The 25,238-nt window shown below is 37.8% G+C and carries 22 protein-coding genes; 9 read left to right on the top strand and 13 right to left on the bottom strand.

Going from position 1 to position 25,238, the window contains the following annotated elements:
• Nucleotides 1-37 precede the first annotated feature (37 nt).
• The 11 genes from EG346_RS22835 to EG346_RS22785 all read right to left on the bottom strand — a co-directional run bounded on the left by EG346_RS22835 (nucleotide 38) and on the right by EG346_RS22785 (nucleotide 14,067).
• The gene (locus EG346_RS22835; RefSeq protein ID WP_123881993.1) at nucleotides 38-361 is read right to left on the bottom strand and encodes a hypothetical protein; all 324 of its coding nucleotides are present in this window, start codon (nucleotides 359-361) and stop codon (nucleotides 38-40) included.
• 21 nt (nucleotides 362-382) lie between these two features.
• The gene (locus EG346_RS22830; RefSeq protein ID WP_164466274.1) at nucleotides 383-4,108 is read right to left on the bottom strand and encodes a DUF6443 domain-containing protein; all 3,726 of its coding nucleotides are present in this window, start codon (nucleotides 4,106-4,108) and stop codon (nucleotides 383-385) included.
• Nucleotides 4,109-4,164: 56 nt separating this feature from the next.
• Nucleotides 4,165-4,545, bottom strand: coding sequence for a four helix bundle protein (locus EG346_RS22825; protein ID WP_228429361.1), 381 nt, complete (start codon nucleotides 4,543-4,545; stop codon nucleotides 4,165-4,167).
• Between the two features lie 5 nt (nucleotides 4,546-4,550).
• The gene (locus EG346_RS22820) at nucleotides 4,551-7,316 is read right to left on the bottom strand and encodes a hypothetical protein (protein WP_123881990.1); all 2,766 of its coding nucleotides are present in this window, start codon (nucleotides 7,314-7,316) and stop codon (nucleotides 4,551-4,553) included.
• 7 nt (nucleotides 7,317-7,323) lie between these two features.
• Nucleotides 7,324-8,898 carry a T9SS type A sorting domain-containing protein gene (locus EG346_RS22815; RefSeq protein WP_123881976.1) on the bottom strand — a complete coding sequence of 525 codons (1,575 nt, stop codon included), beginning with the start codon at nucleotides 8,896-8,898 and terminating at the stop codon, nucleotides 7,324-7,326.
• Between the two features lie 410 nt (nucleotides 8,899-9,308).
• The gene (locus tag EG346_RS22810; protein WP_123881973.1) at nucleotides 9,309-9,746 is read right to left on the bottom strand and encodes a T9SS type A sorting domain-containing protein; all 438 of its coding nucleotides are present in this window, start codon (nucleotides 9,744-9,746) and stop codon (nucleotides 9,309-9,311) included.
• Nucleotides 9,747-10,201: 455 nt separating this feature from the next.
• Nucleotides 10,202-10,594: a hypothetical protein gene (locus EG346_RS22805; RefSeq protein ID WP_123881970.1), complete on the bottom strand. Its 393-nt coding sequence runs from the start codon at nucleotides 10,592-10,594 to the stop codon at nucleotides 10,202-10,204.
• Nucleotides 10,595-10,674: 80 nt separating this feature from the next.
• Nucleotides 10,675-11,493 carry a DUF2314 domain-containing protein gene (locus tag EG346_RS22800; RefSeq protein ID WP_123881967.1) on the bottom strand — a complete coding sequence of 273 codons (819 nt, stop codon included), beginning with the start codon at nucleotides 11,491-11,493 and terminating at the stop codon, nucleotides 10,675-10,677.
• A 158-nt stretch (nucleotides 11,494-11,651) separates the two neighbouring features.
• The gene (locus tag EG346_RS22795; RefSeq protein ID WP_123881964.1) at nucleotides 11,652-12,290 is read right to left on the bottom strand and encodes a hypothetical protein; all 639 of its coding nucleotides are present in this window, start codon (nucleotides 12,288-12,290) and stop codon (nucleotides 11,652-11,654) included.
• A 430-nt stretch (nucleotides 12,291-12,720) separates the two neighbouring features.
• Nucleotides 12,721-13,578 carry a hypothetical protein gene (locus EG346_RS22790; RefSeq protein ID WP_123881961.1) on the bottom strand — a complete coding sequence of 286 codons (858 nt, stop codon included), beginning with the start codon at nucleotides 13,576-13,578 and terminating at the stop codon, nucleotides 12,721-12,723.
• Between the two features lie 60 nt (nucleotides 13,579-13,638).
• The gene (locus tag EG346_RS22785; RefSeq protein WP_073335015.1) at nucleotides 13,639-14,067 is read right to left on the bottom strand and encodes a DUF4268 domain-containing protein; all 429 of its coding nucleotides are present in this window, start codon (nucleotides 14,065-14,067) and stop codon (nucleotides 13,639-13,641) included.
• Between the two features lie 142 nt (nucleotides 14,068-14,209).
• Between EG346_RS22785 and EG346_RS22780 the strand changes: the two genes are divergently transcribed.
• The 3 genes from EG346_RS22780 to EG346_RS22770 all read left to right on the top strand — a co-directional run bounded on the left by EG346_RS22780 (nucleotide 14,210) and on the right by EG346_RS22770 (nucleotide 16,083).
• The gene (locus EG346_RS22780) at nucleotides 14,210-14,617 is read left to right on the top strand and encodes an RrF2 family transcriptional regulator (protein WP_073335014.1); all 408 of its coding nucleotides are present in this window, start codon (nucleotides 14,210-14,212) and stop codon (nucleotides 14,615-14,617) included.
• A 200-nt stretch (nucleotides 14,618-14,817) separates the two neighbouring features.
• The gene (locus EG346_RS22775; RefSeq protein ID WP_123881958.1) at nucleotides 14,818-15,705 is read left to right on the top strand and encodes a sulfite exporter TauE/SafE family protein; all 888 of its coding nucleotides are present in this window, start codon (nucleotides 14,818-14,820) and stop codon (nucleotides 15,703-15,705) included.
• Nucleotides 15,706-15,792: 87 nt separating this feature from the next.
• Nucleotides 15,793-16,083, top strand: coding sequence for a putative quinol monooxygenase (locus EG346_RS22770; protein ID WP_073335012.1), 291 nt, complete (start codon nucleotides 15,793-15,795; stop codon nucleotides 16,081-16,083).
• Nucleotides 16,084-16,255: 172 nt separating this feature from the next.
• Here EG346_RS22770 and EG346_RS22765 read toward each other — a convergent pair whose 3' ends face one another.
• Nucleotides 16,256-17,545 (bottom strand): T9SS type A sorting domain-containing protein, encoded by a 1,290-nt coding sequence (locus EG346_RS22765; RefSeq protein ID WP_123881955.1) that lies wholly within the window; start codon nucleotides 17,543-17,545, stop codon nucleotides 16,256-16,258.
• A 193-nt stretch (nucleotides 17,546-17,738) separates the two neighbouring features.
• Nucleotides 17,739-18,557: a T9SS type A sorting domain-containing protein gene (locus EG346_RS22760; RefSeq protein WP_073335010.1), complete on the bottom strand. Its 819-nt coding sequence runs from the start codon at nucleotides 18,555-18,557 to the stop codon at nucleotides 17,739-17,741.
• Between the two features lie 93 nt (nucleotides 18,558-18,650).
• On the opposite strand from EG346_RS22760, the gene EG346_RS22755 reads away from it, so the two are divergent.
• From EG346_RS22755 to EG346_RS22730, 6 genes are read left to right on the top strand one after another with little or no spacing between them, the layout of a single operon-like run.
• A complete protein-coding gene (locus EG346_RS22755) occupies nucleotides 18,651-20,765 on the top strand; it encodes a TonB-dependent receptor plug domain-containing protein (RefSeq protein WP_123881952.1) in 2,115 nt (704 codons plus the stop codon).
• Nucleotides 20,766-20,781: 16 nt separating this feature from the next.
• On the top strand, nucleotides 20,782-21,888 hold the full coding sequence (locus EG346_RS22750) for an HmuY family protein (protein ID WP_164466272.1): 1,107 nt from the start codon (nucleotides 20,782-20,784) through the stop codon (nucleotides 21,886-21,888).
• Between the two features lie 21 nt (nucleotides 21,889-21,909).
• Nucleotides 21,910-22,788: a heme/hemin ABC transporter substrate-binding protein gene (locus EG346_RS22745; protein WP_123881946.1), complete on the top strand. Its 879-nt coding sequence runs from the start codon at nucleotides 21,910-21,912 to the stop codon at nucleotides 22,786-22,788.
• A complete protein-coding gene (locus tag EG346_RS22740; RefSeq protein ID WP_073335006.1) occupies nucleotides 22,772-23,812 on the top strand; it encodes a FecCD family ABC transporter permease in 1,041 nt (346 codons plus the stop codon). Before EG346_RS22745 ends, EG346_RS22740 begins: the two co-directional genes overlap by 17 nt.
• Entirely contained in the window at nucleotides 23,812-24,585 is a 774-nt protein-coding gene (locus tag EG346_RS22735) for a heme ABC transporter ATP-binding protein (RefSeq protein ID WP_123881943.1), read from the top strand. Before EG346_RS22740 ends, EG346_RS22735 begins: the two co-directional genes overlap by 1 nt.
• Before the next feature lie 2 nt (nucleotides 24,586-24,587).
• Entirely contained in the window at nucleotides 24,588-25,238 is a 651-nt protein-coding gene (locus EG346_RS22730; RefSeq protein WP_123881940.1) for a class I SAM-dependent methyltransferase, read from the top strand.

Here is a 25,238-nt window from a genome sequence, read left to right as displayed (position 1 = left end):
ATTATAAGCAGGATTACCTACAAGTTGATTATAGCTATTATGCGTCATTTATCCTATAATCCATAAGTCTTTGTGCGATTTCAGAATGTGACATATTTTTATATGTATTAACATAGTCTGTTGCCATTTCCTGAACCATTTCTAAAGGGAATAACTCAATAAATTTTACGCCATCCTTCTCAAACATAAGTTTTCCATCTGTTTCTTCAATTCCAAAAATTGAAACTTCTGAATTTATATCTAATGAATCTTTTAAACAAGCAATAAATGCTTCTGATTCTCTATCTACATTAAGCTCAGTTAATAAATTATCAAGTTTTTCAGGACTAATTAAATAATCAATAAAGTTTATGAAGTTCATTTCTATTTTTATTTGTTAATATTATTTGTAACCACCTCCCCAAATAGACATTCCTCCTTTACCTCCAGGGTGTAAAGTATTCCAAAAAATACCTCCAGGTATATTTGGATGTTGACTTTTAGGAACCAACTGCATAACTCCTTCTCCAACATCATGATGCCATACCCAATTGGTTGGACTTTTCCCCAAAATAGTACCTGTCGATGATTTAGGAACAACTATTCCCAATTCAGACATAGCTTCCGCTGACATTCCTGCTTCTAAAGCGGTATTAGCTGTTTTAAAGTGCATATATGAACTCACGCCAGGATACATATCATCAGGTAATACCATTTCAAAGGCTGTAGAATAAAAGTTTCCGTTTGCAACTGCTTCTTCTGCGACTTCTACAGCACCTGCAGCATTTTTAAATGATCCATATCCTCCAAACATTAATCCGCCACCACTTCCTTCATCTCGCAGTATCTCCATATGAGAACTGTTTACATTTCTGGCAAATCTATCAAGCCAACTTTCTCCTGCGTGATATGATGGGTTATCTCTCCAACTTCTATACTGTTCTAATGGGCTTTCACCATTAGCGTTTACATTTGCATTTCTAATAAGTCCAAACAATGCTGTTTGTCCATAGCTCATCGAAACCCTCTCCACTTGCCCAACTTCTAGCCTTCCTGCTTTTTTCTTCCCCCCAAACAGCCAACTTATAAATCTTTCTATAACTCCGGGACCTGTGCTGCTTTTTGGAGTGGGGGCACTTCCTCCACCGCCACCTTCTGCAGAATTTACCAAGTTCTGAAATGATCCCACTCCATTATTCTGTGCAATAAAATCTATAAGAGCTGTAGTGTCTTTCTGTCCTCCTTGTATAAAGAAGCCCCAAAGTGATTTTGGATACATAACCGATGCTTCTTCAGCATCATGTGTCCGTGGCTTTCTACCATCCGGATCAATAAACATGACAGGATTGTTTAAAGCATAATTATAAGGAGAAAATCTTCTTGATGCTTCAGCTAAAGGATCAATTACGCCCCATCTTCCCAGATCAGACATATAGAACCTGGCTCCATAATCATACATTCCTGTCTCTTGGAGCTCCTTTCCATTGTATTTATAGCTTTGCCAGCTTCCAAAACCTGAACTGTTGATTCCGTTTCCTCCGGTATGATTTAAACCAAAAGGGTAGTAGTTGTTGGTATCTAAAATTTCAGGAGCGCCTGCGCTGTTTCTGGCGAAGCTGACCCTCGTATTGCCTAAGTGGTCTTTATACTGGTAAATATAACGGTTTTCTGTGAAACTGTAAAAACCTTCTGCTGTAGGCACAAAATCAAGCTTCCATTCCGGTGCTCCACCACCGGGAATTACCATTTTTTTATATGCCTGTTCTTCATAGGCTGATTCTGTTCGGCAGGTCAGACAAGGTTGCAGACCTCCTCCCAGATCGTTGTAACTGTACTGGAAGCCATCCAGATAGTCGGTTATACTGGTCGTATCTGAAGATCCTCTTCTGCTTGATGGTGCGAAATAAGTTTTTCTCAGCTTTGTTCCGTCTGCACGGTACAGATAATCAAGACTGTAGGAGTTGGTTCCTAAAATGGTAGTTTGTGTAATAGCGTAGTGATCAGGCAGATTCAGGAAGTTATAGCCAATACTTTGGATTCCCTTATCCTTCATGGTGGTCATATTGCCATTGACATCATAGTCGATCACATTATTTCCCCCTTCGTAGCCGGTATCGTTCATGGCATTTTCAATCACTTTATCCAGTCGGTTTCCGGTATATTCGTACACCAGATTATCAACCAGGGTAGAGGTGGTTCCAAAAACAGGGAAGGCATTTCTCTGCAGGGTTTTGATATTTCCATGCAAATCATAGGTGACGTATTCATTATAATTATTGTTATGCGGAACGGTAGATCCGGGCTCTGCATAAATAGCATCTTTCAGCCTGTTCAGAGGGTCGTATACATACGAATATCTTTTCAGGATGCCATCTGAAGCAGACTTCCAGTCTACTTCAGAAATATTCCCGTTGCTTTTCCCCGGAGCTACGTTGGCATATTCCGGATTCTGGTATTTTAATGAATACCCGAAAAGCCTGGTTCCCAGAGCAGCCGGATCATTGACCTTTGTAAGCGCCCCGCGGATGTCATACTGATAATCTATACTCTCCAAACCGCCACCTACTTTTTTATTGGAAAGCTGGGAAAGTTCATTATAGGTATTTTCTGTTAAAAGTTCTACAGGACCACTGTCTACCTGATGACGGTGTTTCATCATCCGGTTTTGGTTATCATACTCAAAACTCTGGGAGATTACCTTTTCTGTGTCTGTAGTAAGCCTTTTATGGTAGACTTTGGACTGTTTGGCGACTCCTGCAAAATCCAGTTCTGTTTCTGTTCGGGTATATCCACCCAGATGATTAATGGTATAGGTACCTACAGATCTTCCTTTTTTATCATAATACACATAACTTTTAGTCCAATTGTCGTCCTCCATATTTTTCACAAGACCTAGGGTAGGCATTGCCTGGGTATTCACTGAAGCGTTCTGGTTGTCAGTCATGATGGCCTGTCCCAATATTGTAGTAGGAAAAGCAGGATTAAAGCTGTAGTTTGGATAAGTATCGTAATAGTTAACACTTAGAATAGACTTTGTATCAGAGGGAAAATAATCGTTTGTATAATAAACAGTCATTCCACTTTGGGTAAAACCTCCGGTGTTCAAAGATTCTGTAATCACTAGATCTTTGATCAGATTTTGTAAAGTTATTCTTTCTCCACCTGTAATCATTCCTGTATAAATTACTCTTCCCCATTTATCATACTTGGTCAGAGTCCATTTATTTTGTGATTTCATAACAGCATCTTGGGCAAGAATCAGCCTGTCTGCTTTGTCGTAGACCATATATTCCCAACCTTTCCCCGGAACTTTTTTCTCCACGAGCCTTCCCAATCCGTCATAGCGGTACTGGTAGCACAGCTTATCCAGCAATGCCTGATCCGGAATGGTCTCCGATACTGCCAACGGTGGAATCACATAAGCCAGTTGTCCAAATTCATTGTAAAGATAGTAGGTGTCTACATTTTGCTGTCCATCATTTTTCCTCACCAGAATCGTCTGTCCTTCACCGTTCTGGAATTCTGTGGTGGTATTTCCATCCTGATCGGTAATAGAGGTTTTATTAAGCTGGTTGAGGGCATAACTTCCCGTTAAACCGATTGCAGAATTGGTTCTGCCTTCTGTCCAGTCGGTAGTGAGTACATATTTTTTTACTTCACCGTCAGCATTGGTATTATACGTCATATTAACAGGTTTCTGGGACCAAATGGTTCCAGCAGAAACCATTTGATTGACCCTGCCTGTGTAGATGTTGTCATAAATCTTTTCGGAATAGATCTTTTCATTTCCGTATCCTGCTGAAGAGGCATTGCCTAATGGATTGGTATAGATGGCTCCGTTCATCGTTCCGGCCTGAGGAACCGGAAGGTAGCTTTTGGCCTCCCTGCCTTTGGAATCATATTCTACAGGCATCACCACATCTCTTCCAAGAGGTGTTGCTTTAATGGCTACAGTCTGGATGGGTCTTCCTAATCCGTCAAAATATTGGACAGTTTCTGACTTTTTGATACAGTCTGCATCCAGACAGTTTTTGGTATAAACATAGTTCTCAGTGGTGCTGAGATTGGTTTGAGCAAAAACCGTGGTGAATGAAAAGAGAAAAGTGAAGAGTGAAAAATGATTTTTCATTTTTATTTTTTCACTTTTCATTCGGGTTTGGGTTTTTATTTTTTCATTAGGTGTAATCATTTGTTCAGTTTTAGTTTTGAGGTTTTAATGCTTGCTACCAGCATACTGACAAGCTCATGGCTTTGTTCCGAATATGTTCTAAAGCGATCATCACCCATATAATGGGTTTGGTGTAGAAGTTCAAGCCAGTAATGGGTTTCATTGGCTTCTTTTAATGCAATCGAAAGTTTACTGATAAAGTCCGGTTTGCTTTGGGCAAATTCTGCTTCTCTTATTAATGCTCCTACTGCTGTTCCGCGTCGAAGGAGTTGCTTAGACATGACGAATTCTTTATTTTCAGTCAATTTTTTATACAGTTCCACCATACCAATGCTGAAAGAAAAACTCTTATCTTTCAATACATTCTTACTTTTCATTTTTAATTCTTCATTCATCATTTTCATTAGTGTTTGTAGTTGTACTGGCTTTCCTGTAATGTTTTCCCTTCTGCATCGGTCACTTTCACCAACCTGTTAGCGTTATCATATACATTAATAGTTCTGATCCCGTTGGCTGAAATAGAATGGGTTACCCCTATCATAGGGTCATACGTTGTGGCTGTTACGCTGTAATTTTTCAGTGCAGGATCTTTTCTTAACGCTTCCAGGGCTTGCAGCAGGGCAGGTTCGGTTGCCGGGTTATCACGGTCTGCATTGGATGCCGCGATAGCAGCAGTCACCGTAGCAAGGGAAGCGATCTGGGAATAGGCTGCTCCTGAAATCACGGCAATAGGTTTGGTCTGGTAATATCCCCATATCGTTGTGGTAGGAATTCCATTTTTTCCGGTGATCTGGACAAGGTTTCCTTTGCTGTCGTACAGATCAAGCGTAGACGCAGTAAAAGGGCTTTGGGTCTGCATATTGTAACCAATCACAGAGGTAGGGTAGAGATGGGAAGAATCATCAAATTTGGTTTCCGCTTTCCCAACCAGCTTTCCGTTTCTTTTGGTAGAGGTTTCCAAAGGGATGTCTATCATGTTAGCAATGAGTAATTTCTGTACTCCTTTGTCTGCCGGATAAAGAAGTGTTTTTTCTACAACTGTGCCATCAGATAATATTTCCTTAGAAGAAGTCATATTATTGTACGTATCTTCAAAATTGCTTTCAGAGCTGGAAACCAGTTTTTTTGCCATCCCTGAAATATAGTTTTCTGTGGTAGATCCCTGTTTTGAGATTACAATCTTTTTTACAGGCACAGGAGGAGACAGATTCTCTAAAATATTAGCTAATGGAACTTCCTTAAACTGATAACTCATTTCTGTCTTTTGAAGCAGTTGACCTTCGCTATACGTTTCTTTCTTCTGAAGAAGGCCCATATCACGGAGGTAAGTATTCATTTGTTCATCCTGCCACAAATAGGAAGGAGTAATGCCGGGTGTAATATCATCCGGATTCTTAAAATAATATTTGGAATAGCTGCCGTTGATCATATCGGTCACCTTGATATTGGTATACCCGATAGGTTTCACTTCATTTCTGGATGCTTCCATGAAGTTTAGTTCCATACTTTGATCCAATATGGTTCCACTGGAACGGAGGGGATTGTCGAATAAGTTATATTCATACTTCGTATAGCTTAATGGAGAGGAAGCTCCGGAATTGAAGTTTTTAATGCTTTTGATTCGCAGGCCGTGTCCATAATCATTTTCATCAATACGTATTTTTTTAAATGCATAAAGCTCTATCGTTCCTTCACTTTTCCCCTGAAATGTAAAATTAAGGGTTCCTTCCCCCTCAAATGTCAACATCCCGTTCGGACAATATAAGTTGTTATTGTTACCGTAAGTATACGGCTGAGGTTCTACACCGTTGATATATATGGAATATTCAGGAGTTCCCGGTCTAACTGGGGGACCATAATGTAAAGCATCAATTTTTACCATGGCTACCCTATAGTCTGCCGGTAGGGTAAAAGGTGCAGGATATTCTCCGGGTTCGGTACGGTACGTTATGGTCTTAATTTTTTCAAAAGGATAATGATCATAATAATTAGATGGACTGGAATTGTTATAGGGCAATGCCTGGGATTCAAATTCATATTCTGTTCTTCCTCCCGAAGGAAGCGTAATGCTTTTTAAAGCTCCATAGCTACAGGCATCCGGGTTTCTTGCATCCGGTGAACGAAGAATACCACTGTCAAAATCACAAGCTTGGTATTCACTTGGATAACCAAAAGGATCTGTTCCTCCCGCATTTCCTTGGGAATTATATTCAAAAGAAAATTTCTGGATCTGGTTGCCGTTTTTATCAAGGTTAATGAGTCCCATCAATTGATCTCCGGGTCTTTCAAAAGCATATTGATTGACGACCGCATTTCGGGTATCTTTAAGAACAAGTTTATCCACAATATACCAGTCTCTGTCCTTTTCAGCACTTAGTAATGGAGCAGGTCCTGTGTGCCTGTAAAGGTATTCGATAGTTCCTTCACCAGGAACTGTAATTTTCTTAATCTTCTGCTGCTGTAATAATATAGCCTGACTAAACTGCTCTGTCGTCGTCTCATATTCAATAGTAGCGACTTCTTCATTTCTGATATTGAAGATCTTCGAAAGGAAAAAACCACTGTTAATCAATTTGGTAACCGGAGTGATCATTTGTTCCACATTCATTTTATTGATATTCAGCTTATCAAAAAGATAGGTATTACCCTTGGTATCGGTAATGGTAAAAGATTTGATTTTACCTTCCTTTGTATCTTTGGTTATGGTTATTTTATCATTCGACGGAGAAGCATGTACCGCTGTCAATTCATGGGTGGCATTATTATCTGTAATAAAGAATTTTCCCCCTCCCCCTGGATAATTGTACGAAAAAACATCAGAATCCACCTTGCCATTACTTGCTTTGTAATAATCTTCTGCCATACGGGTTTTGGCTCTTACAATACTTCCAATACTGGAAAGGTTCCAGCCCTGGCCTACATCACTTACTAAACTGAAGCGGGCAAGGCTTTCAGTGGTGTAATTGACAGACAGATTTATGCCAATACCTGTTGTGGGAACGTCCAGACCCATCAGCGGAAGACCTATATTAGGAATACCCTGGAATACATTGGCATCACCATTCGTGACATAGTCATATTTCTGAAGGCCTATTTTATCCTGTGCGGAAATGCTGATATTTCCTAAAAGAGCAGTTAATAAAAATGCACTAAGAATTATTTTTTTCATCTTTGTTTTATTTCTTGATTAGTTTTGCGTTGGCTGTTTTATTCGTATCCGTTTTTATCGTCACCAGATAAGCCCCCTGAATCAGATTCTGAGTATTAATTTTGGTCACCTTGTTTTTGGTTTTCACTGTCTGAAGCTGTCTTCCACCCATATCGTACAGCACTATATCAGCCTCTTTGAAATCGTAGCCTATTTCTACATAAGCATACTCTGATACCGGATTCGGATAGATCTTCATGTTTTGTTTCTCGATTAACTGATCGATTTGTTTGTCACCCAGCTTCACAATCTTCCAGTTTTCTTTTCCGAGTTCTTGAGCGCTTGTTCCTGCCAGAATAATGGAACCGTCCCGGTTGAGTTTTAAGTCTGAAAGTCTCTCCTCTCTCTGTCTCTTGTCTCCTGTCACATGTTTTCTCCACTGCTCATTTCCGTCCTGATTCAGATAGAGCATCCAGAAAGTTTCATCCTCTGCTTCAATCCGGCCTTCTGCCTGGGTGTATCCTCCTAGTAAAATCCCTTTGGTAAAGTCTTTATTCTTTTCTCTTTCATCCTGGCTCTGAATCACACTCATTCCCATTAAAATATCACGGTTCTTGAAATTGTAAGATTTTTGCCAGATCTCTTCGCCCCTTTCATTTAAAGAAATAAGCCATAGATCTGTTCCTTCTTCAATTCCAACGGTTTTATTTCCTGATCTTTCTGATCTTGATTCTCCACCGATGATGTAACCAGTCGAGGTTAAGGCCAGCGTTCTCAAGTGGTCATCGCCTTTTCCACCGAAGTTTTTTTCCCATTCTACCTTTCCGGTTTTATCAAGTTTTATTATCCAATAATCTCCTTCACCATAGTTTTCAGTTTTCTTGGAACCTCCAATATTGCTTCTTGAATAGATTCCCAGCAAAGCACCTCCATCTTTCGTAGGAATCATTTTCTCGACTTCATCCAGACCTTTTCCTCCTAAAATAGATTGTGAGAGTTCTTTTCCGTTCTTATCAAGTTTTACAATCAAAACATCCTTTGAACCATACCCGCTGGTTGCCTGAGGCTCTCGAAGGGAACTCTGTCTATTTCCGGCCACAAAAAATCCCAGATCAGTGGTTTGGATAACAGCTCTGGATTCTTCATCGGAAGAAGTTCCCAGGGTCTTTTGCCACAGTTCATCCCCGAATTCATTAAGCCTTATGAGCCAGATGTCTGATCCTCCTTTGGAATCCTCTTTTTTATCAAGACCTTTCCCTGAATACGAAGTGCCTGAGACTAAAAAACCTCCGTCCTGCGTAGCAACGGTTGCAGACAGATAGTCATGATTAGCTCCGGAGAAGTATTTTTCCCAAACCTGTTCGCCTTGCTGGTTGAGTTTTACCAAATGGAAATCGTAGCCATTGTTTTGCTTTTTTTCCGTTGAAAATTTCTGGGATTGGATCGAGCTTCCTGTAATTAGATACTGTTGATCAATGGTCGTAGTCACCTGGCTTAGAAAATCCTGTGTAGAAGATTGGATATCTTTCTGCCACAATACTTCCTGGGCAGAAAGCCCAAGGGTAGTGCATAGAATACATGCACCAAAGTAGAATTTATTCATCTGTTTGTGTATTTAAGTTAATGATAGTTTTTATATCTAAAACGCAAATTTAACAATATTTAACACATCTGCAAGTCTCAGACATAAGATTTAATGTGAATTTTACCACTTGCTGAGGTTGTTTGTCATGTGTTATTTCTTAATGATACAAAGATATTCCGGTAAGGCGACAGAACCTGACGTATTATCAGATTAGTAATTATTTTCTGATTTTTGAGATTCTGTAGTCTGGCGAAATGAAATTTCGAAATAGTATGTGATATCTTTATGCAAATGTGTGGGAAATGGTGCAAATTTTTTATTGATAAAAATGTATTATCTTGAATAATCTATAATATAAAAAAGAGAAGCCCGAAAGATTCTCTTTTATATAATATGTATTAAATTATCAGCTTTTATTCTTTAATAAATTACGAATCCCGTTCTCCTATTTTATAAAGGTAAAGCCCCTTTGCAAGAGTTTCTACATTTAAAGAAAAGGTATCATCCTGATTGGTGAATGTCTTTGATAAAATCAATTTCCCTGTGGTATCAAAAACATCTACTTTATCGGTGCTGTTTTTAGGATTTGCGATCTTCAAAACCGTTTTAGCAGGATTAGGAAATGCTATTAATTTATTTTTTAAAGTAGCAATTTCTTCAGTCGCAAGGGGAGAGGTAGGAAGCGAATAGATATATGTTATGTTGGTAGTACGGTTTAAGAGCTTTATTTCATTCAAGTTATGAGTAGGATTGTGGTATACCTCCATATCTGATGAATGATAGATGCCTGAAAAATCTTTTATAATAGTCTTGTCTTCATCAATGATCTGGACCTTGGAAGTCTCTGGGCCGATTATTGGAATCAAAAAAGAAAATAAATTCTATTTTATCATTGGTATTAAAGATATACTTATAAATTGGAAACCCCTGTTTCATTGTTCATATGTACGGTATCATAGCCAGAAGGAATAGTGATATTTAATGTCTTGATTAAAACAAAATTGGAGTTGTAGATTTTACGGGCTGATCCCAAATCTGGGTAATGTAAAAAAATTGGTTTCCACTTGTGAAAATCGTAGCGTCATCATTTTGTGGAAACAAGTGCTTTAATGTAAGTTGGCTGAAACGTAAAAGTATTTTTGAATTTTGGTTTTCATCACGGTGTTATAATAGTTTTTGGGTTTGCTAAAATAAAGAAAAAGCATTGATTTTATGTGCTAAAAGTACTAAACATATGTTTGTTAATTTTTTATTTAAAATTAAAAATTTTAGCGGGTAATAAAAAAAGAGAAGCCCTTGGTTTCTCTTTTTTGAAAAACTGTTATTTACCAGATAATAAAGAATTTAGCTTCTCTAAAACGGTATCTTTATACAGATCAAGTTTTGATGTTAGGTTAGTAACATATACCAAGTCGGAACTTTTTCCATCCTGGCCACCTACATAGGTTCTGAATTGATCACCTTTTACCGCATTATAAAATTCTTTTTGATTAAAAATCAACAGGGTATTGAGATTACTTTCAGTAAGATTCTTTTCATTCTGCAAAATAGAGTTTTTGACTTCACTATAATATCTGTTTTGCAGGTCTGCAATACGACTGTGTGAATAACTTATAGCATGATGGGTTTCAACAAATTTTTTTTCTTTTTTAGCCTGTCCGCTTATAAGGGATACAGAGCCGGCGATACATAAAAAACAGATTATTTTTTTCATGGTATTGACATTAATATTACTGGTTGTGATGCTATAATTCAGCTTAGCCAATTTATAAAAAAAAATCTATATAAGAATCCTTAACGTTCTAAAACAGGAATAATATGTTCCCAATTCAGTTGTTTTGCATAATCCAATGCTGTTTTTCCCATTTCAGATTTTATATTTCTGTCGGCTCCGGCATCCAGTATAATTTTTACAGAGGTCAGGTTTCCGGCAATGGTTTCTTTGTGAAGGAGAGTAAGGCCCTTTTCATCTGCATGCGTAATTTCATCAGGATAGTCCTTAATAAATTTAATAAATTCCCCTTCCATATTTTTGCTCATTGGATGTTCCACCAGATTTTCCGGTTTCTCTTCCTGGTCATTCACGACAGGGATCTTATTGAAATCTCCGAAATCAAGCTGCCACGCATCATCATGCTCTTTTCTTTCATCCTCAGGCATGTCAGCACGCATTTTATGAATGGTAAATCCACCATAAGCTCTTGGTATTACCTGTTCGGGAGATGAAAACAGTTTAGATAATCCTTTCGGTTTCTGTTCCGCAGGAGTGATGGCAAAAAGCCAGTCACTGATTTCGTTCAGTGGAATTTCAAAATAATCTCCGGGCTGTATATTGGTGAGATTGTTCGGTTCATTCATCAGGAATCCACTCACGGTATCACCATCAAAATCAATTTCATTGATCCACATGTGCTCTACCGTATTCTCTCCTGTTTCAGGATCTTCCTGACTGAATGAGGCTTTTACACAGGCAAGATCCAGCGCAGGTATAATCCTCCTGTTTTCCCAGGACTGCTCCCGCCAGAAATATTTGAACGTTTCTCTTGCTTTTTCATATGCTTCGATCATTTTAGGGTCTGTCCCATCAGTAAATATAAACGAATTCTCTTCCATTGTGATTGGGTTTGGTAAAGTTAGAATTTGATGTTGATAATGATGCCGGATTTAAAAGTGTTCTGTAACGCTTTTAAACCCGGCATTTTTTTATTTTGACTAAAATACAAAAAAATATAAACAGATGTTTGGTTTTTTCGGGAAATTTTCAATGTTTTCTATTCTTTATCGACCGTTTTGGGGAGTAGTGCTGCTGTTTTATAATAGCTTATATCGGTGTCTATATGATTCTGAAGATTCTTAAAAGTAGAATATTCATAATGTTCCCATTCCAGATCATTACCCGGATTGGGAGTTTTGTCTATGGCAAGTTCAAGCTTTCCGTCTTCCTGATAACTAAATTCAATGGCTGCATATTTTTCTCCGTTTTCATCAAGCGTATACCAGCATTTTGTGGTTCTTTCCGGTATGGGTTGTAATGTTTCATTATCAAGAATTTGCGAGCAGATAAAGTTTTCAGGATCATCGTGATAAAAAACAGTTTTTGAAATCAAAGGCTGCTCATCTACCGATAAAGAGTACATCTTGTTGGTGGCAATAATAAAGTCTCCCGCAGATTCTCTTATTTCAATATCGAAAAGGTCAGATTTTTCTTTCAGATAATTAACGATCTGTTCTTCATCTTCATCCGGGCTCATAAAATAATTAATGCTGTATATCTCATCTTCGGTAAGAAATTCGATTTCTTTAAGTACCTCAGTATCTTTGTCATAATAGTATAAATGATAGTCGTCCAATTTCTCAGCTTTCGCTTTTGAAATCACTTCTCCAAAAATGTTTTTATATACTTTTTTCATGTTTAGTGGTTTAATGTAAGGTTGTGTTATCATAGTGTTTGTACCAAAGTAAACTTGGGATGATCTTACCTATACTGAATTCCGCAGTCTTTAGATAAAATTATCATCCTTTGGTTAAAGTTGACTTCAGAAAAATATGCACAGTTTAATGCAGTATTTTTTCAGGATTATTTTCCTGAAGTTGAAAGCCGTTGATATGTACAGTTGTGAGAGAAATTCGTTGATAGTGGATACAATACCTCTATCTTTAGCGGAATCTTCATCCGCTGAAGGTATGATTAACGTTTTATTCTGGTAGTCTGTATAACATACCATTTGTACTTTTTCCCATAAGTATGGATGCTGTCCATCAGTTTAAAATTTTTACCTCTGTAATCAGTTTTCATGGGGTTGTTTTTTTGTGAGTTCAAATATATTTAAAATCAGAGAATTAAGGAATTATATCTGAATTTTTATAATAAGGATTTTTTGCTAAGAAGCCGGGACATAGTAAATCCATCTCAGAAGCATAAATATAGGGAATCTCCGGGTTACGATTTTCAATAGCGGAAAATTCACCTTTTTCATTGTATAAAAGTTCAAAATGGTAGGAGATCTGTTCATCGAAATAATACTTACGTACCACAACTTCGGATCCTCCTTTAAAATAATTTTCCTCCTTTTCATAGATCATCATTCCATTTTTGTCATAAAGGCAGGTAATATAGAATTCATCAGACTTTCCCTTTGTATAGCCTGCACTAAACTCTTTTCTGTATTCTCCGATATTCTCACCTCTGATCAGCGTAAAGTCTATTTCGCTGAATGTTTTTACAAGAGACAAAGCTATTTCCTGTTCAGATTCGTATTCTTTCAGATGATAGCAGAACTCCGTTCGGTCATCTAAAATGGTCCGGTCAAAAGGGGGTGAATGTATAAAATTTTTCCATAGTAAAAGGATTTCTGTGAATTCTGAAAAATGAATTTCCTGAAGATAAGATCTATTGATATCCGTATCTTCAAACACGACAGAAGTATCCGTGTACCTCATGGTAAGAAAATGAAGATAGATTTCTTCGCAGGATCCAGGATCATAGAAACCTTCTGAAATAATACAATCGATCTGGGTAATGATTTCATCGATAGCTTCTTCATCAGGGAAAGAGTTCAGAAAATATCCCAGAAAATCATTTTCAATACGGTGTATCGCTATTTTTTTATTAACCGTTTTGTCACCGGGAAAAGTGAACGGGCGGTTGACAAATAAAAGCTTATATTTCTCTAAAATATTGACATATTGAGTGGTCATACCTTAAAAACATTTAAAATGTATTCTAATTTTCAGTGATCATACAAAGGTAAAAACGGATTAAACGTCCTTGATAAAATCTTCATATTCATAATAAAACCGCTCAAAACCATCCATTTTTTCCCAGAAAAATTCGAAAATTTCCTGCCACGAATTTTTATTGAATATTGAAACATCATGTTTTTCAATCCAGATTTTACTGATTACTTTTCCATTGTCCAGCGTAAAATATTCATCTTTATGAAAATCTCCGATGAAATCCTGAAGAATATCTTCCAGAGACCAGATCTTTTCATAATAAGCATTCCGGAAAATTTCATCCTTCATTTCTATATCCAATGACACTTCCGCCTTTTTATTATCGGCATTAAATTTAAATGAAAAATCCTTGATCTTGGTATCATACAGGAGCCATTTTCTTGGAAAAGACTTTCCAAATGCCGTCCAAAACTCCTTTTTTAACTGCTGTGCTTCTTGTTTACTGAACATATGAACAAACTTAAGGATTTAATGGGAAAAGGGCAAAAAGGCACATACCATACCTGTGAATTTTACTGTTTTTATTTTTTTACCTTCTTTGCCGGTGAAACTACATTGATCTAATTCAAAGTATTTTCTTATTTTTGCTATAATGCTTTCAAAAAAATCTCAATATGCTTTTAAAGCGCTTTCGTACCTTGTAGAGAAAAGGAATGATGGCCCGGTCCTTATTTCCGAAATTGCGGAACATAAGAAGATCCCTTTAAAGTTTTTAGAAAATATTCTGCTGGAATTAAAAAAGGCGGATATCCTTGACAGTAAAAAAGGAAAGGGAGGAGGATACTTTCTTAGGGAAAATCCTGAAAATGTGAAACTTGCAAAAATTATCCGTTTGGTGAACGGGCCTATTGCCATGCTTCCATGTGTAAGCTTGAACTTCTATGAAAAATGCGATGACTGTAATGAAGACCATTGCGGGCTGCATGATGTACTGATAGAAGTCCGGGATGCATCGCTGAATATTCTGGAGAGTAAAACTTTAATGGATCTGGTCGACTGACCCGGTCCTTTTTTTTGAATAATTAGTCTACTCATTTGGTAGGATAATATTTTTATTTGATATTTGCAGTGCACCAAATGACTCAATCAAATTGAAAACTCTTCTCCTGAAGGCTTTTAAAGGTTCAGACCAATAGATAAAGGAAAGTATCTTATCTAAGAACCAGAATTGTAGATCAAGGGCTGTAATGATATTGTGATATGATAATTTCAAGAAAAATCCAGATAAGACTCAATGTATTCTTTATTACAGCGGCAATACTGCTGATTGCAATGGTATCCATGTACGAACTAGGTTATATGGATGAGCTGCTGAATATTTTAGCCAAAGACCATTATATTTTTTACTGGATGCTCCTGGTCGGTGTATTTGCAGAAATCGTAGCCGGATCCATGGGAATGGGATATGGGGTGATCTGTACGACCACCCTTTTGTTTCTGAATATTCCGCCTCATATCGTCAGTGCCAGTATCCATTCTGCAGAAAGTTTTACCACAGCTGCCGGAAGTTTGAGCCACATCAAACTGAAAAATGTAAGTAAAAGTCTGGTTAAAAAACTGGCCATTCCTGCCGTGATTGGAGCGGTCATCGGGGCATTAAGCCTTACGTATCTGGGAGAGTACTATGCGAAGATCACGAAAACACTTATTGCGTTCTACACTCTTTATCTGGGAATTCAGATCCTTTCCAACGCGTTTAAAAAGAAACAAAACAGGGCCATGAAAAGAAAGACTCATCTGACAAGGCTTGGTTTAATTGGTGGATTTATAGATTCATTTGCCGGAGGAGGCTGGGGACCACTGGTTACCGGAACCCTTATTAAAAATGCATTTACCCCAAGATTTGCAGTCGGCAGTTCTACTGTAGCCAAATTCATACTGACCATAACAGCGGCTGTTACTTTCTTCCTTACTTTGGGAATCCAGCACTGGAACATTATTCTTGGCCTTCTGATAGGCGGGATTATCACCGCTCCATTTTCTGCGATGCTCACGGCAAAGCTTCCTGTGAAGAAAATGTTTCTGGTCATCGGGATCCTTGTTATTGTCATGAGTTCTATAACTATTTATAAATCAGTTTTTAATTAAAACAAATGAAATTCGTGAAAAAATAAAAGCTTCAAAAACATTTTTAGCTTCGAAAATATTTACATTTACATCATTAAATAATAGACAATGAATTTACATGTAATAGCGCTTTTTAAGTTTAACGAAAACTATCTGATGGACGCTGTAGAATTGTTTCAAAATCTTGTAAAAGAGACGAGAAAAGAAGAAGGATGCCTTCAGTACGACCTGATCGAAGACAAAGACAATAAAGGAACTTTTTTTATGGTTGAACTTTGGGAAAGCGTTGAGCATCACAACAGACACAATGGACAGGATCATCTTCTGGATTTCCGTAAAGATGCTTCAAAAATCATGGAAAGTGCTGTAGAAGTGTATAAAGGGTTTAAAATTTATTAATTTTAAAGAGGTAAGCATTTAAAAATTTAAAGAGGCAGGGGTTACAAAAATTGTTATCTTTTAATTCTCTAATCTTTCAATCTTTGAATTAAAAATACCATATAAAAGGCGGTTTCAGAATTCTGAAACCGCCTTTTGATTAGAAAAAATAGAAAGTATTAAAATTTTGAGTTTATTTTACGATAAGTTTCTTTGTTTCCGTACTGCCGCCAAAAGTGATTTTTACCAGATAATTTCCTGCAGTAAGGTGGGATAAGTTAAGATCCTGCTTGTAGAAACCAGCCTGATTGGTCAGTTCTGCAGTATAGACTTTTTTTCCTGTAAGATCATAGACTTCTATGCTCCCTTTGTTGTTGGCTTTTTCTTTAACATCAAAAAGAACAGTTACTTTTTTGTCTGCCGTCGTTGGGTTGGGATAGATCCCGAAAGAAGCTTTTTTGCTTACTTCTGTAATTCCCAAAGTGGCGGTGATCTTTTTGTATTTGAAATACATGTCTCCTGTAGTAGCGCCTCCGTTGGTTGTGAAGTACATTCTGTAATAGTCATTCCCTTTTTTCACGTAATACACTACATTGTTGTAAACGTTTCCAATCCCTTTCCATGAATGACCTATCGTGGTAAGATTTGATGAGAAATTGGTGTCAGCAGGAGTCGTAAAAGTCGCTGTTTCCTGGGTTTCAGACTGCACTTTGGCTACTTTTACACTGGGTCCCTGAATAGCCCCGGTAAGAGGGTACATCATCATGTTGTTATAGAAAGTATAATATTTGGTAAACATAAGATCCCAGCCGCTTTTAGAAGGTTCCATGTTAGGAACTTTTGCTCCTGTCGTGAAGGAGAAGTAGTTAAAGTACGCATCATCCGATCCGTTGGCAAGGGTTCTGGTTTCAGTAGGGCCCCATGCTGTTCCGTTCCATTTTGAATATTTAAAAGTGTATCCTGCAAAAGCATCTTCAATAGCAAATTTTACGTAGGTATTGGAGGTGGTATATTTCAAAACAAAAATTGCTTTCCCTTCAATGTGGTGATTCAAGCTGTTATATACTCCCCAGCCCGTTGAAGGAAGAGTAGGATGGGTAACAGGCCCTTGTTCAAAAGCTCCCTGGCTTATGTCTGTCGCCTGATCGGGATTGTATAAAGGCTCACCCCAGCTTCCTATATTGCTGATGTTGATATTATCCCAATCTGCCATGTTGGTAGAAGCAGTATATACTTCGATACTCATCGCATCATTCACTCTCGAACCAAATGCAAAGTTGGAATTTCTGTAAAAAGCAACATCCCACGTATTGGCTGGCTGAGAAACCATATTACCGTTGGCAAGATTAAAAAACACACGATTCTGGTATGAAGGGCCCATCGTCATATTTGCCTGCATATATCCTAATGCATCAGTTTGTGCTAAAACAGTCTGTTGAACAGAAAGAGCAAGAACTGAAGCCAATAATAGTTTTGTTTTCATAACTGATTTTTTAAATTATTATTTAGAATGATTCTACAAAAGTATATAATTATTTTTAATCAGTCTAAATAAAAACATGACATTTGTCTTGTTTCATAATAATCGATCGAAAAAATAATTGTTTTCAGTACAAAAAAAGCCGGCTGGAAATCTTCCGGCCGGCTTTGTAAAGGGATATACAGTCTGATAAATCTTATTTTTTAATGAACTTAGATTGAACTGCTGATCCTTCAGCGGTTTCCACAAGCATATAATAAACTCCTTTCTGAAGAGTACTGATGTCAAATTTCTGTCCTTTTAATTTTCCTTCAGCTACTTTTTGTCCTGCTGCAGAGTAAATCTCAATATTTTTAGGTTCTGTTCTGGCGATAAATTCTAAAGCAGTATTGTCAGAATTTACAGCAAATTTAAAGTTCTCTTTTATTTTAGAAGTATCATTGACTGCCAATGAGGTACTTGGCTTATAGGCTACATCATCAATCTGGATAGCGACGTGCGTAGCCGTTGGAGTAAATTTAAAAACAATATAAGAACCTGTAGTCGAAGGAATATTAACACTGATGTTCTGAATAACTCCAATGGTCGTTACATTGATAGGAGTTCCTACCCCCACAAAAGTGGACATATCGCTAGGGCTTGTTGCTAATCCTATCTGAATCGTTCCGGGCCCTGGAGATGGAGATACCAACGTAGCTGTAAATGTCAAAACCTTATTTCCTGTTAGATTTTCAATCAGAGGAGTAACAAGATAAGAAGGAGTGGTCGCGTTATTACCCGCATAAGATTGGATAAATCTCTGTGTATTATCATTTTCCAGAGCAGCTACAATCATTCTTGGGGGTGCCGGTGGAAATGCACCTGTAATAGGAGCTACTACTGCGGACCAGCCTCCCTGAGGAAAAGTAGTCGTTCCGGTAGTAAAGTTGTTGAAATTTTCATTAAGCGTCGCTACTTGTGCATTCGCTGTAAAAGCCGTCAGCATTAATGTTCCTAAAAGTAGTTTTAATTTCATAACGTTATTTTTATTTAGAATTATTCTACAAAAATAAGTATTTATTTTTAACTATTCTAAATAAAGCATTATATTTGCCAAAATTTTTACTCTATGAAGAAGAAGGTGCTTTCCGTTCTGTCACTATCCATTGCCTTTTGGATGAACGCACAAGAAAAAGATTCTCTTACTAAAAATAAAATAGAGGAAGTTGTCATTACCGGGCAGTATACCCAGCAGTCCATCAACAAATCAATATATAAAGTTGATGTCATCGATGCCCAACAGATCAAAAATATGGCGGCAACCAATGTGGCAGATGTTCTTAATCAAAGTCTTAATATCCAGATTACGCCAGACACCCGTTCGGGTAATTCTACAGCCAATATGATGGGACTTGATGGAAATTATGTAAAAATATTAATTGATAATATTCCGGTAGTTGGAGATACAGGACTTGGAAGTAACATCGACCTTACCAAACTCTCTCTGAACAATATAGAAAGGATTGAGATTGTCAAGGGAAGCATGGGAGTGGAGTACGGGAATGGAGCAGTAGCAGGAGTAATCAATATTATTACAAGAAAAACAAGTGCAAAAAAGGTTGCAGTAAAAGCATCTCTTCAGGAAGAAACGGTAAGAAATAACTACGACCTTAAGAAAAAAGGAAACGGTAGACATATTCAGAACTTTAACGTAGATTATAATATAGATTCCAATTGGTTTGCGAATATCAGTTTCAACCATAATCAATTCATGGGATATGAAGGTGAGAGCAGAGGGTATAAATATTTCGGAACAGATCCTGAAATAAAAAGAGGCTATGAATGGAATCCGAAGGATCAATATGATGCTTCAGCATTGATAAGATACACCAAAAACAAAACTTCATTCTACTATAAGCTTTCTTATCTGAACGAAAAATTTAATTTTTACAATCCGGAAATGAGTAGAATTCCTCTGAACGACGGGCTGGGAGGTGTGGTGTATCAGAGCAGGGATAGAGAATACAATACCAACCGATGGATTCATCAGTTCAACATCCAGGCAAATTTAGGAAATATCCGCTATATGGGAGACTTTTCTTACCAGACGCAGGATAGAAAATACTTTGATTACAACTACGATATTCCTAACAGATCGGTTACAAGTAAGGATGAAAAAAGATCTTATTATCAAACCGATATCGTCTATTCAAGAGGAATGTTCAGTAATTTCCTGAACAATAAAACCTTTGATTTTCAGCTTGGTTATGAATTAGATTATACGAACGGTCAGGCAGCCCTTATTGCAGGACAGTTTTTTGGGGATTCTGTGAAAAGAAATATCTTCACTTACTCCAATTTCGTTTCAGGAGAATGGAACATTTCAGATCAATTCTCAGTAAGACCAGGAGCCCGACTTTCGGTCAGTGATAGGTTTGATAATCAGTTTAATTACTCTCTTTCCGCAAGACTTAAAACTTCTGAAAATTCAAATCTGAGAGCTGTTGCCGGTACGGCCAACCGTTTTCCTACCTACGACGAGCTGTTTACCTACTTTGTGAATATTAATCATGACCTTCAGGGAAATCCTGATCTGAATCCTGAAAAAGGTTTTTCGGCGGGTCTTTTCTGGGATCAGAATTTTTCGGCGGGTAACGATTGGAAAATAGCGTATGGCGTTAATGCACTTTACCTTGACGTACAGGACAGAATAGAAATGGTGATGGTGAAAAAACCTTCCACCTATAAATATATGAACCTCAATACTTATAGAAACATGCTTCTATCTGCTAACGTAGATTTTAGAAAAGACCAGTTAGCATTTTCTTTAAGAGGTTCGGTTAATGGGACTTCAGTATCAATGAATGAATTGGAGCACACTTCTCCTACAGATTTCCAATATCTTGTACAGGCAGGAGCATCGGCCAACTACAAACTGAAAAATTCAGGGACAGGCTTTTCATTGTATTATAAATATACAGGGCCTGGAAGAAATTATGTGCTGGAAAGTGATTCCGAAGGCTTCAGACTGGGTAAAACAGATGGTTTTCATATGATGGACTTCATTGTCAGTCAGCCTTTCTGGAAAGATCATCTGGAAGTTTCGGTGGGGGTTAAAAACATCTTCGATGTTACCAGTCTGAATTCTACAGCCAATGCAGGATCGGCTCACACTGCCGGGGCAGACCGTATTAATTTATATTACGGAAGAAGCTATTTTGCAAGATTAATCTATCAATTTTAAAACATAAGCGATCATTATGAACTATTTAAAAATTCTATCCCTTCTTTCTATTGTTGCTTTGCAGTCATGCCTTGCAGCAGATGAAGATCCGGTGCCGGTGGCTCCCCTTACAGGATCAATAGTAGATGTTGCCGTTGGAGGACCTACAGAACCTAATCAGGTGTGGATTGATTTAAGTGATTACCAGAATGCTGCCACCAATACCAGAACCAGCTGGGATCTTGGGTTTTACACAGGAGATGCATTCCGTGTAGTGATCAATGGATCTATAGCGATGACCGTTGCCAAAATTCCGAATGCTACAGATATCAATCTTGTAAAGGAATCAGACGTTACTGCATTGAAAGCAGAAGCTCAGGTTGGAACATTCAGTGTATCCAATATGCAGTATGTTGATAATCCAATTGGAAATTTCCTGACCCAAACCACAGGAATTGATGCCATTAAAGAAAATGATGCAGAGAACCCAATCTATCTCGTCAACTTAGGAAGAGATATTCCACCTTCAAATAACATCGGAGCCGGATCTGTCAGTTTATCCGGAGCTTCAAGAGGCTGGAAGAAAATTCAGATTTTACGTGCCCTGAACGGCTATAAAATAAGGTATGCTGATGTATCAGCAACGACTTATCAGGAATATGTTATTCCAAAAGATACCGAATATAATTTTAGCTATTTCAATCTTAAAACAGGTACTCCTGCTAAGGTACAGCCGAAAAAGAAAAAATGGGATCTGGCCTTTACAACGTTTACCAACGAAGTATTCTCTGCCCCCACTACAAGCGCTGGAAGCTATTTCTACGCTGATTTTATTATCACCAATACTTTAGACGGAGTTGGAGTATATCAGATCAATGCAGGAGGTAATCTTGAACAGGCTTATAATGCATTCAAATTAAGCGATGTAGATCAGTCTAAATTTATTTTTAATGATCAGCGTGCGCTTGGAGATAAATGGAGAACCACTACAGGAACGCCCGATATACCACAACCCTTTGTATACTCAGACCGTTTCTTTGTCTTAAAAGATGCAGAAGGATTTTATTTCAAACTGAGATTCAATGCCATGAAAGACAAAAATGGAAACAGAGGTTCTTCCAATTTCGAATTTGATCCTTTATAATCAATCTAATAATAGTATATCATGAAAAAAATTATCCTTGCAGCTTCCATTCTGATGGCAGTCTATTCATGCAAAAAAGAAGAAGGTGCTAAAAAAGAAAATACAACAGAAACATCTGCTGAAGCTCCGAAAAGCAACAACAAGATCGTTACATTGAGCGGTGGAGTTACAGAAATTGTAAGTGCACTGGGCCATGAAAAAGAAATTGTTGGAACAGATGTTACCAGTACGTATCCTGAAACATTAAAAACTACAGCCAAAGATCTTGGTCATGTAAGATCTATGACGATCGAGCCGATCATGGCGGTGAGTCCCACTTTAATTTTAGCTTCAGAAAAAGATATCAATCCTGAATTAATGGCTAAAATTAAGTCTTCAGGGATTAAAACTGAGGTTTTCAAGCAGGAATTTACGGTAGAAGGAACCAAAAAGCTTATTGCCGATGTAGCCAAAGCAGTAGGGAATACAGATTATCAGAAATTGAACGATAAAATCGATGCGGATTTAAAACAGGTTCAGCCCATTGCTAAAAAACCAAAAGTATTGTTCATCTACGCAAGAGGAAACATGCTGATGGTTTCAGGGACAAAAACTCCAATGGATGCTCTCATCACCCTTGCCGGTGGACAAAATGCAGTAACCGATTTCGAAGATTTCAAACCTTTGACACCGGAAGCAGTAGTAAAAGCTAATCCTGATGTTTTATTCTTCTTCTCAACAGGACTTCAGGGTGCCGGTGGAAATGAAGGAGCCCTTAAAATGCCGGGGGTAGCTCAGACGAACGCAGGTAAAAATAAGAAGATCATCGCAATGGACGGAGGATTGGTTTCAGGTTTTGGACCCAGACTAGGAGAAGCAGCAGTAGGATTAAACAAACTTTTAATTGAGAACACAAAGTAAATTATACTTTTATCTGACTATAGGTGCCGTACTGCTTGCGATCATAGCAGTACTGGCACTTAATACAGGAGTCTACGACTTTGGAGGAACATCACCCTTCAAAGTTTTATGGCAATACATAAAAGGTGATCCGGGCTTATCTTTAAGCGATCAATATGTAATTTGGGAAGTAAGAGCATCCAGAATTGTCATGGCTATTTTAATAGGAAGCATGCTCGCAGTTTCAGGGACGAGTCTGCAGGGATTATTTAAAAATCCTTTGGCAACCGGTGAAGCAATAGGTCTAACTTCCGGGGCAACATTACTTGCGGCAATTGCCATTGTTTTAGGAGGACATTTCAAGCAATATCTTCCTGAAGTGGTACAGTTTTCACTCGTAGGTATATCTGCTTTTGCAGGCGCCTTACTAGCCATGATGCTGGTATACAGGATTTCTACAAGCGCAGGGAAAACCAATGTTGTCATGATGCTGTTAAGCGGTGTCGCCATCACATCCATCGGCTTTTCGATTACAGGCTTTTTGATTTATATTTCAAAAGATGAACAGTTAAGAGACCTTACGTTCTGGAATATGGGAAGTCTTGCTGCAGCTACCTGGACAAAAAATATAATTTTGGCGGTAGTGATCGTTATTTCTTATGCGATCTTACTTCCGAAAGGAAAGGCACTGAACGCGATGATGTTAGGAGAAAGAGATGCTCAGCATTTAGGAATAAACGTTGAGAAACTGAAAAGGCAGATTGTGATTATCACCTCTTTGATGGTAGGAACCTGTGTGGCATTTTCAGGAACGATTGGTTTTGTAGGTCTTATTGTTCCTTATATTTTAAGGCTTTTATTTAAATCAAATTATGTGTTTATTTTACCATTATCCGCAGTTTTAGGAAGTATTTTACTGTTGATCGCCGATACCTTCAGCCGAAGTATTGTGGCACCATCAGAATTGCCGATCGGTATTTTGACTTCATTAATCGGAGGACCTGTTTTTATTGCTATTTTAATTAAATTTAAAAAATCACTCTAATGATAAAAGCACATCAGATCAATTATCTTCACAAGGATTTCCATATTCTTGAGGGCGTTGATGTCTCTTTAGGCTATGGGGAATTTTTAGCGATTGTTGGACCCAACGGAGCCGGAAAGTCAAGTCTGCTCAGTATTTTGGCTAATGAAATAAAACAGGGAAAACAGGAAATTTTATTCAAAGACCAGTCGATTGCAGAATGGGATGTGAAAGAATTATCTAAGCATAAGTCTAAATTTTCCCAGCACAATTCCAACGAGATTCCTCTCGACGTAAAAGACGTAGTCATGATGGGACGCTATCCGTACTTTGATTCACAGCCCCGTAAAGAAGATTTTGAGGCGATGAATACAATGATGAACGAAACAGATGTTGAGCATCTGAAAGACAGAGAATACAATACACTGTCCGGCGGTGAAAAACAACGGGTTCATCTTTCAAGAGTAATGGCCCAGCTGGAAAATAAAATCGCCCATAAACTGGTATTTCTGGATGAACCTCTGAATAATTTAGATGTAAAACATCAGTATAAAGCTTTGGAGATTATTAAAAACTTCACCAGGAAAGGCAATAGCGCGATCGTTGTGCTTCATGATCTTAATCTTGCAGCGCAGTTTGCAGATAAAATTTTATTAATGAAATCAGGAAAGGTATCTGCTTACGGAACACCGCAGGAAGTCTTTACCGCTGAAACAATCAGTGAGGCGTACAATTTTCCCTGCACCATTTGCGGACACCCTATTACCAATAACCCAATGATCATTTTTGGATAACCATGGAAAAAGATGAATTAAAAATCCTCGCGCAGAATCTCGCCAATCCACAGGGAAAAAAAGGAATAGAGATCGGTGAGATGATGAATGCCACCAACATCAGCATGACCTTAGAAAGCATCAAAACGCTTTTGATAGAAGATGATGAGTACATCCTTGAAATAGGACACGGAAATGCCGGACACCTTAAAAATATTTTAAGCAGAGCTCAAAATCTGAAATATACAGGCGTTGATATTTCTCAAACCATGCATGATGAAGCTAAAAGGCTGAATGAAGATTTTAAAAGCCAAGCTGATTTTGTATTGTATGAAGGAAAAGAACTTCCCTTTGAAGACCAAACTTTTGACAAAATATTTACGGTCAACACAGTCTATTTCTGGGAAAATCCGGTTGAGTTTCTCAATGAAATTCATAGAGTTTTAAAGAAGGACGGCATCTTCGTTCTTACTTTCGGACAGAGACAATTCATGGAAACACTACCGTTTACGGAATACAATTTCACTCTATACAGCAACTCTGAAATGGAAGAGCTGGTTTCTGAAAGCCACTTCAAGAGAATGAAAATTTCCGAGAAAGAAGAAGATATACAAAGCAAGTCAGGAAAAGAAACCATCCATAGAATTTATACAGTTTTAACCATAAAAAAATAA

The sequence above is a fragment of the Chryseobacterium carnipullorum genome (assembly GCF_003815695.1).
Taxonomy (GTDB): domain Bacteria; phylum Bacteroidota; class Bacteroidia; order Flavobacteriales; family Weeksellaceae; genus Chryseobacterium; species Chryseobacterium carnipullorum.
The sequence above is the reverse complement of the archived record's forward strand: the minus strand, read 5'-3'. Positions and strand labels throughout refer to the sequence as shown.

Coding starts and splice junctions, on each gene's coding strand:
- EG346_RS22745 (WP_123881946.1), top strand. CDS start 21,910: ATGAAAAAAATTATCCTTGCAGCTTCCATTCTGATGGCAGTCTATTCA.
- EG346_RS22780 (WP_073335014.1), top strand. CDS start 14,210: ATGCTTTCAAAAAAATCTCAATATGCTTTTAAAGCGCTTTCGTACCTT.
- EG346_RS22835 (WP_123881993.1), bottom strand. CDS start 361: ATGAACTTCATAAACTTTATTGATTATTTAATTAGTCCTGAAAAACTT.
- EG346_RS22830 (WP_164466274.1), bottom strand. CDS start 4,108: ATGAAAAATCATTTTTCACTCTTCACTTTTCTCTTTTCATTCACCACG.
- EG346_RS22760 (WP_073335010.1), bottom strand. CDS start 18,557: ATGAAATTAAAACTACTTTTAGGAACATTAATGCTGACGGCTTTTACA.
- EG346_RS22790 (WP_123881961.1), bottom strand. CDS start 13,578: ATGACCACTCAATATGTCAATATTTTAGAGAAATATAAGCTTTTATTT.
- EG346_RS22730 (WP_123881940.1), top strand. CDS start 24,588: ATGGAAAAAGATGAATTAAAAATCCTCGCGCAGAATCTCGCCAATCCA.
- EG346_RS22770 (WP_073335012.1), top strand. CDS start 15,793: ATGAATTTACATGTAATAGCGCTTTTTAAGTTTAACGAAAACTATCTG.
- EG346_RS22755 (WP_123881952.1), top strand. CDS start 18,651: ATGAAGAAGAAGGTGCTTTCCGTTCTGTCACTATCCATTGCCTTTTGG.
- EG346_RS22825 (WP_228429361.1), bottom strand. CDS start 4,545: ATGATGAATGAAGAATTAAAAATGAAAAGTAAGAATGTATTGAAAGAT.
- EG346_RS22815 (WP_123881976.1), bottom strand. CDS start 8,898: ATGAATAAATTCTACTTTGGTGCATGTATTCTATGCACTACCCTTGGG.
- EG346_RS22775 (WP_123881958.1), top strand. CDS start 14,818: ATGATAATTTCAAGAAAAATCCAGATAAGACTCAATGTATTCTTTATT.
- EG346_RS22805 (WP_123881970.1), bottom strand. CDS start 10,594: ATGAAAAAAATAATCTGTTTTTTATGTATCGCCGGCTCTGTATCCCTT.
- EG346_RS22750 (WP_164466272.1), top strand. CDS start 20,782: ATGAACTATTTAAAAATTCTATCCCTTCTTTCTATTGTTGCTTTGCAG.
- EG346_RS22765 (WP_123881955.1), bottom strand. CDS start 17,545: ATGAAAACAAAACTATTATTGGCTTCAGTTCTTGCTCTTTCTGTTCAA.
- EG346_RS22820 (WP_123881990.1), bottom strand. CDS start 7,316: ATGAAAAAAATAATTCTTAGTGCATTTTTATTAACTGCTCTTTTAGGA.
- EG346_RS22795 (WP_123881964.1), bottom strand. CDS start 12,290: ATGAAAAAAGTATATAAAAACATTTTTGGAGAAGTGATTTCAAAAGCG.
- EG346_RS22735 (WP_123881943.1), top strand. CDS start 23,812: ATGATAAAAGCACATCAGATCAATTATCTTCACAAGGATTTCCATATT.
- EG346_RS22785 (WP_073335015.1), bottom strand. CDS start 14,067: ATGTTCAGTAAACAAGAAGCACAGCAGTTAAAAAAGGAGTTTTGGACG.
- EG346_RS22800 (WP_123881967.1), bottom strand. CDS start 11,493: ATGGAAGAGAATTCGTTTATATTTACTGATGGGACAGACCCTAAAATG.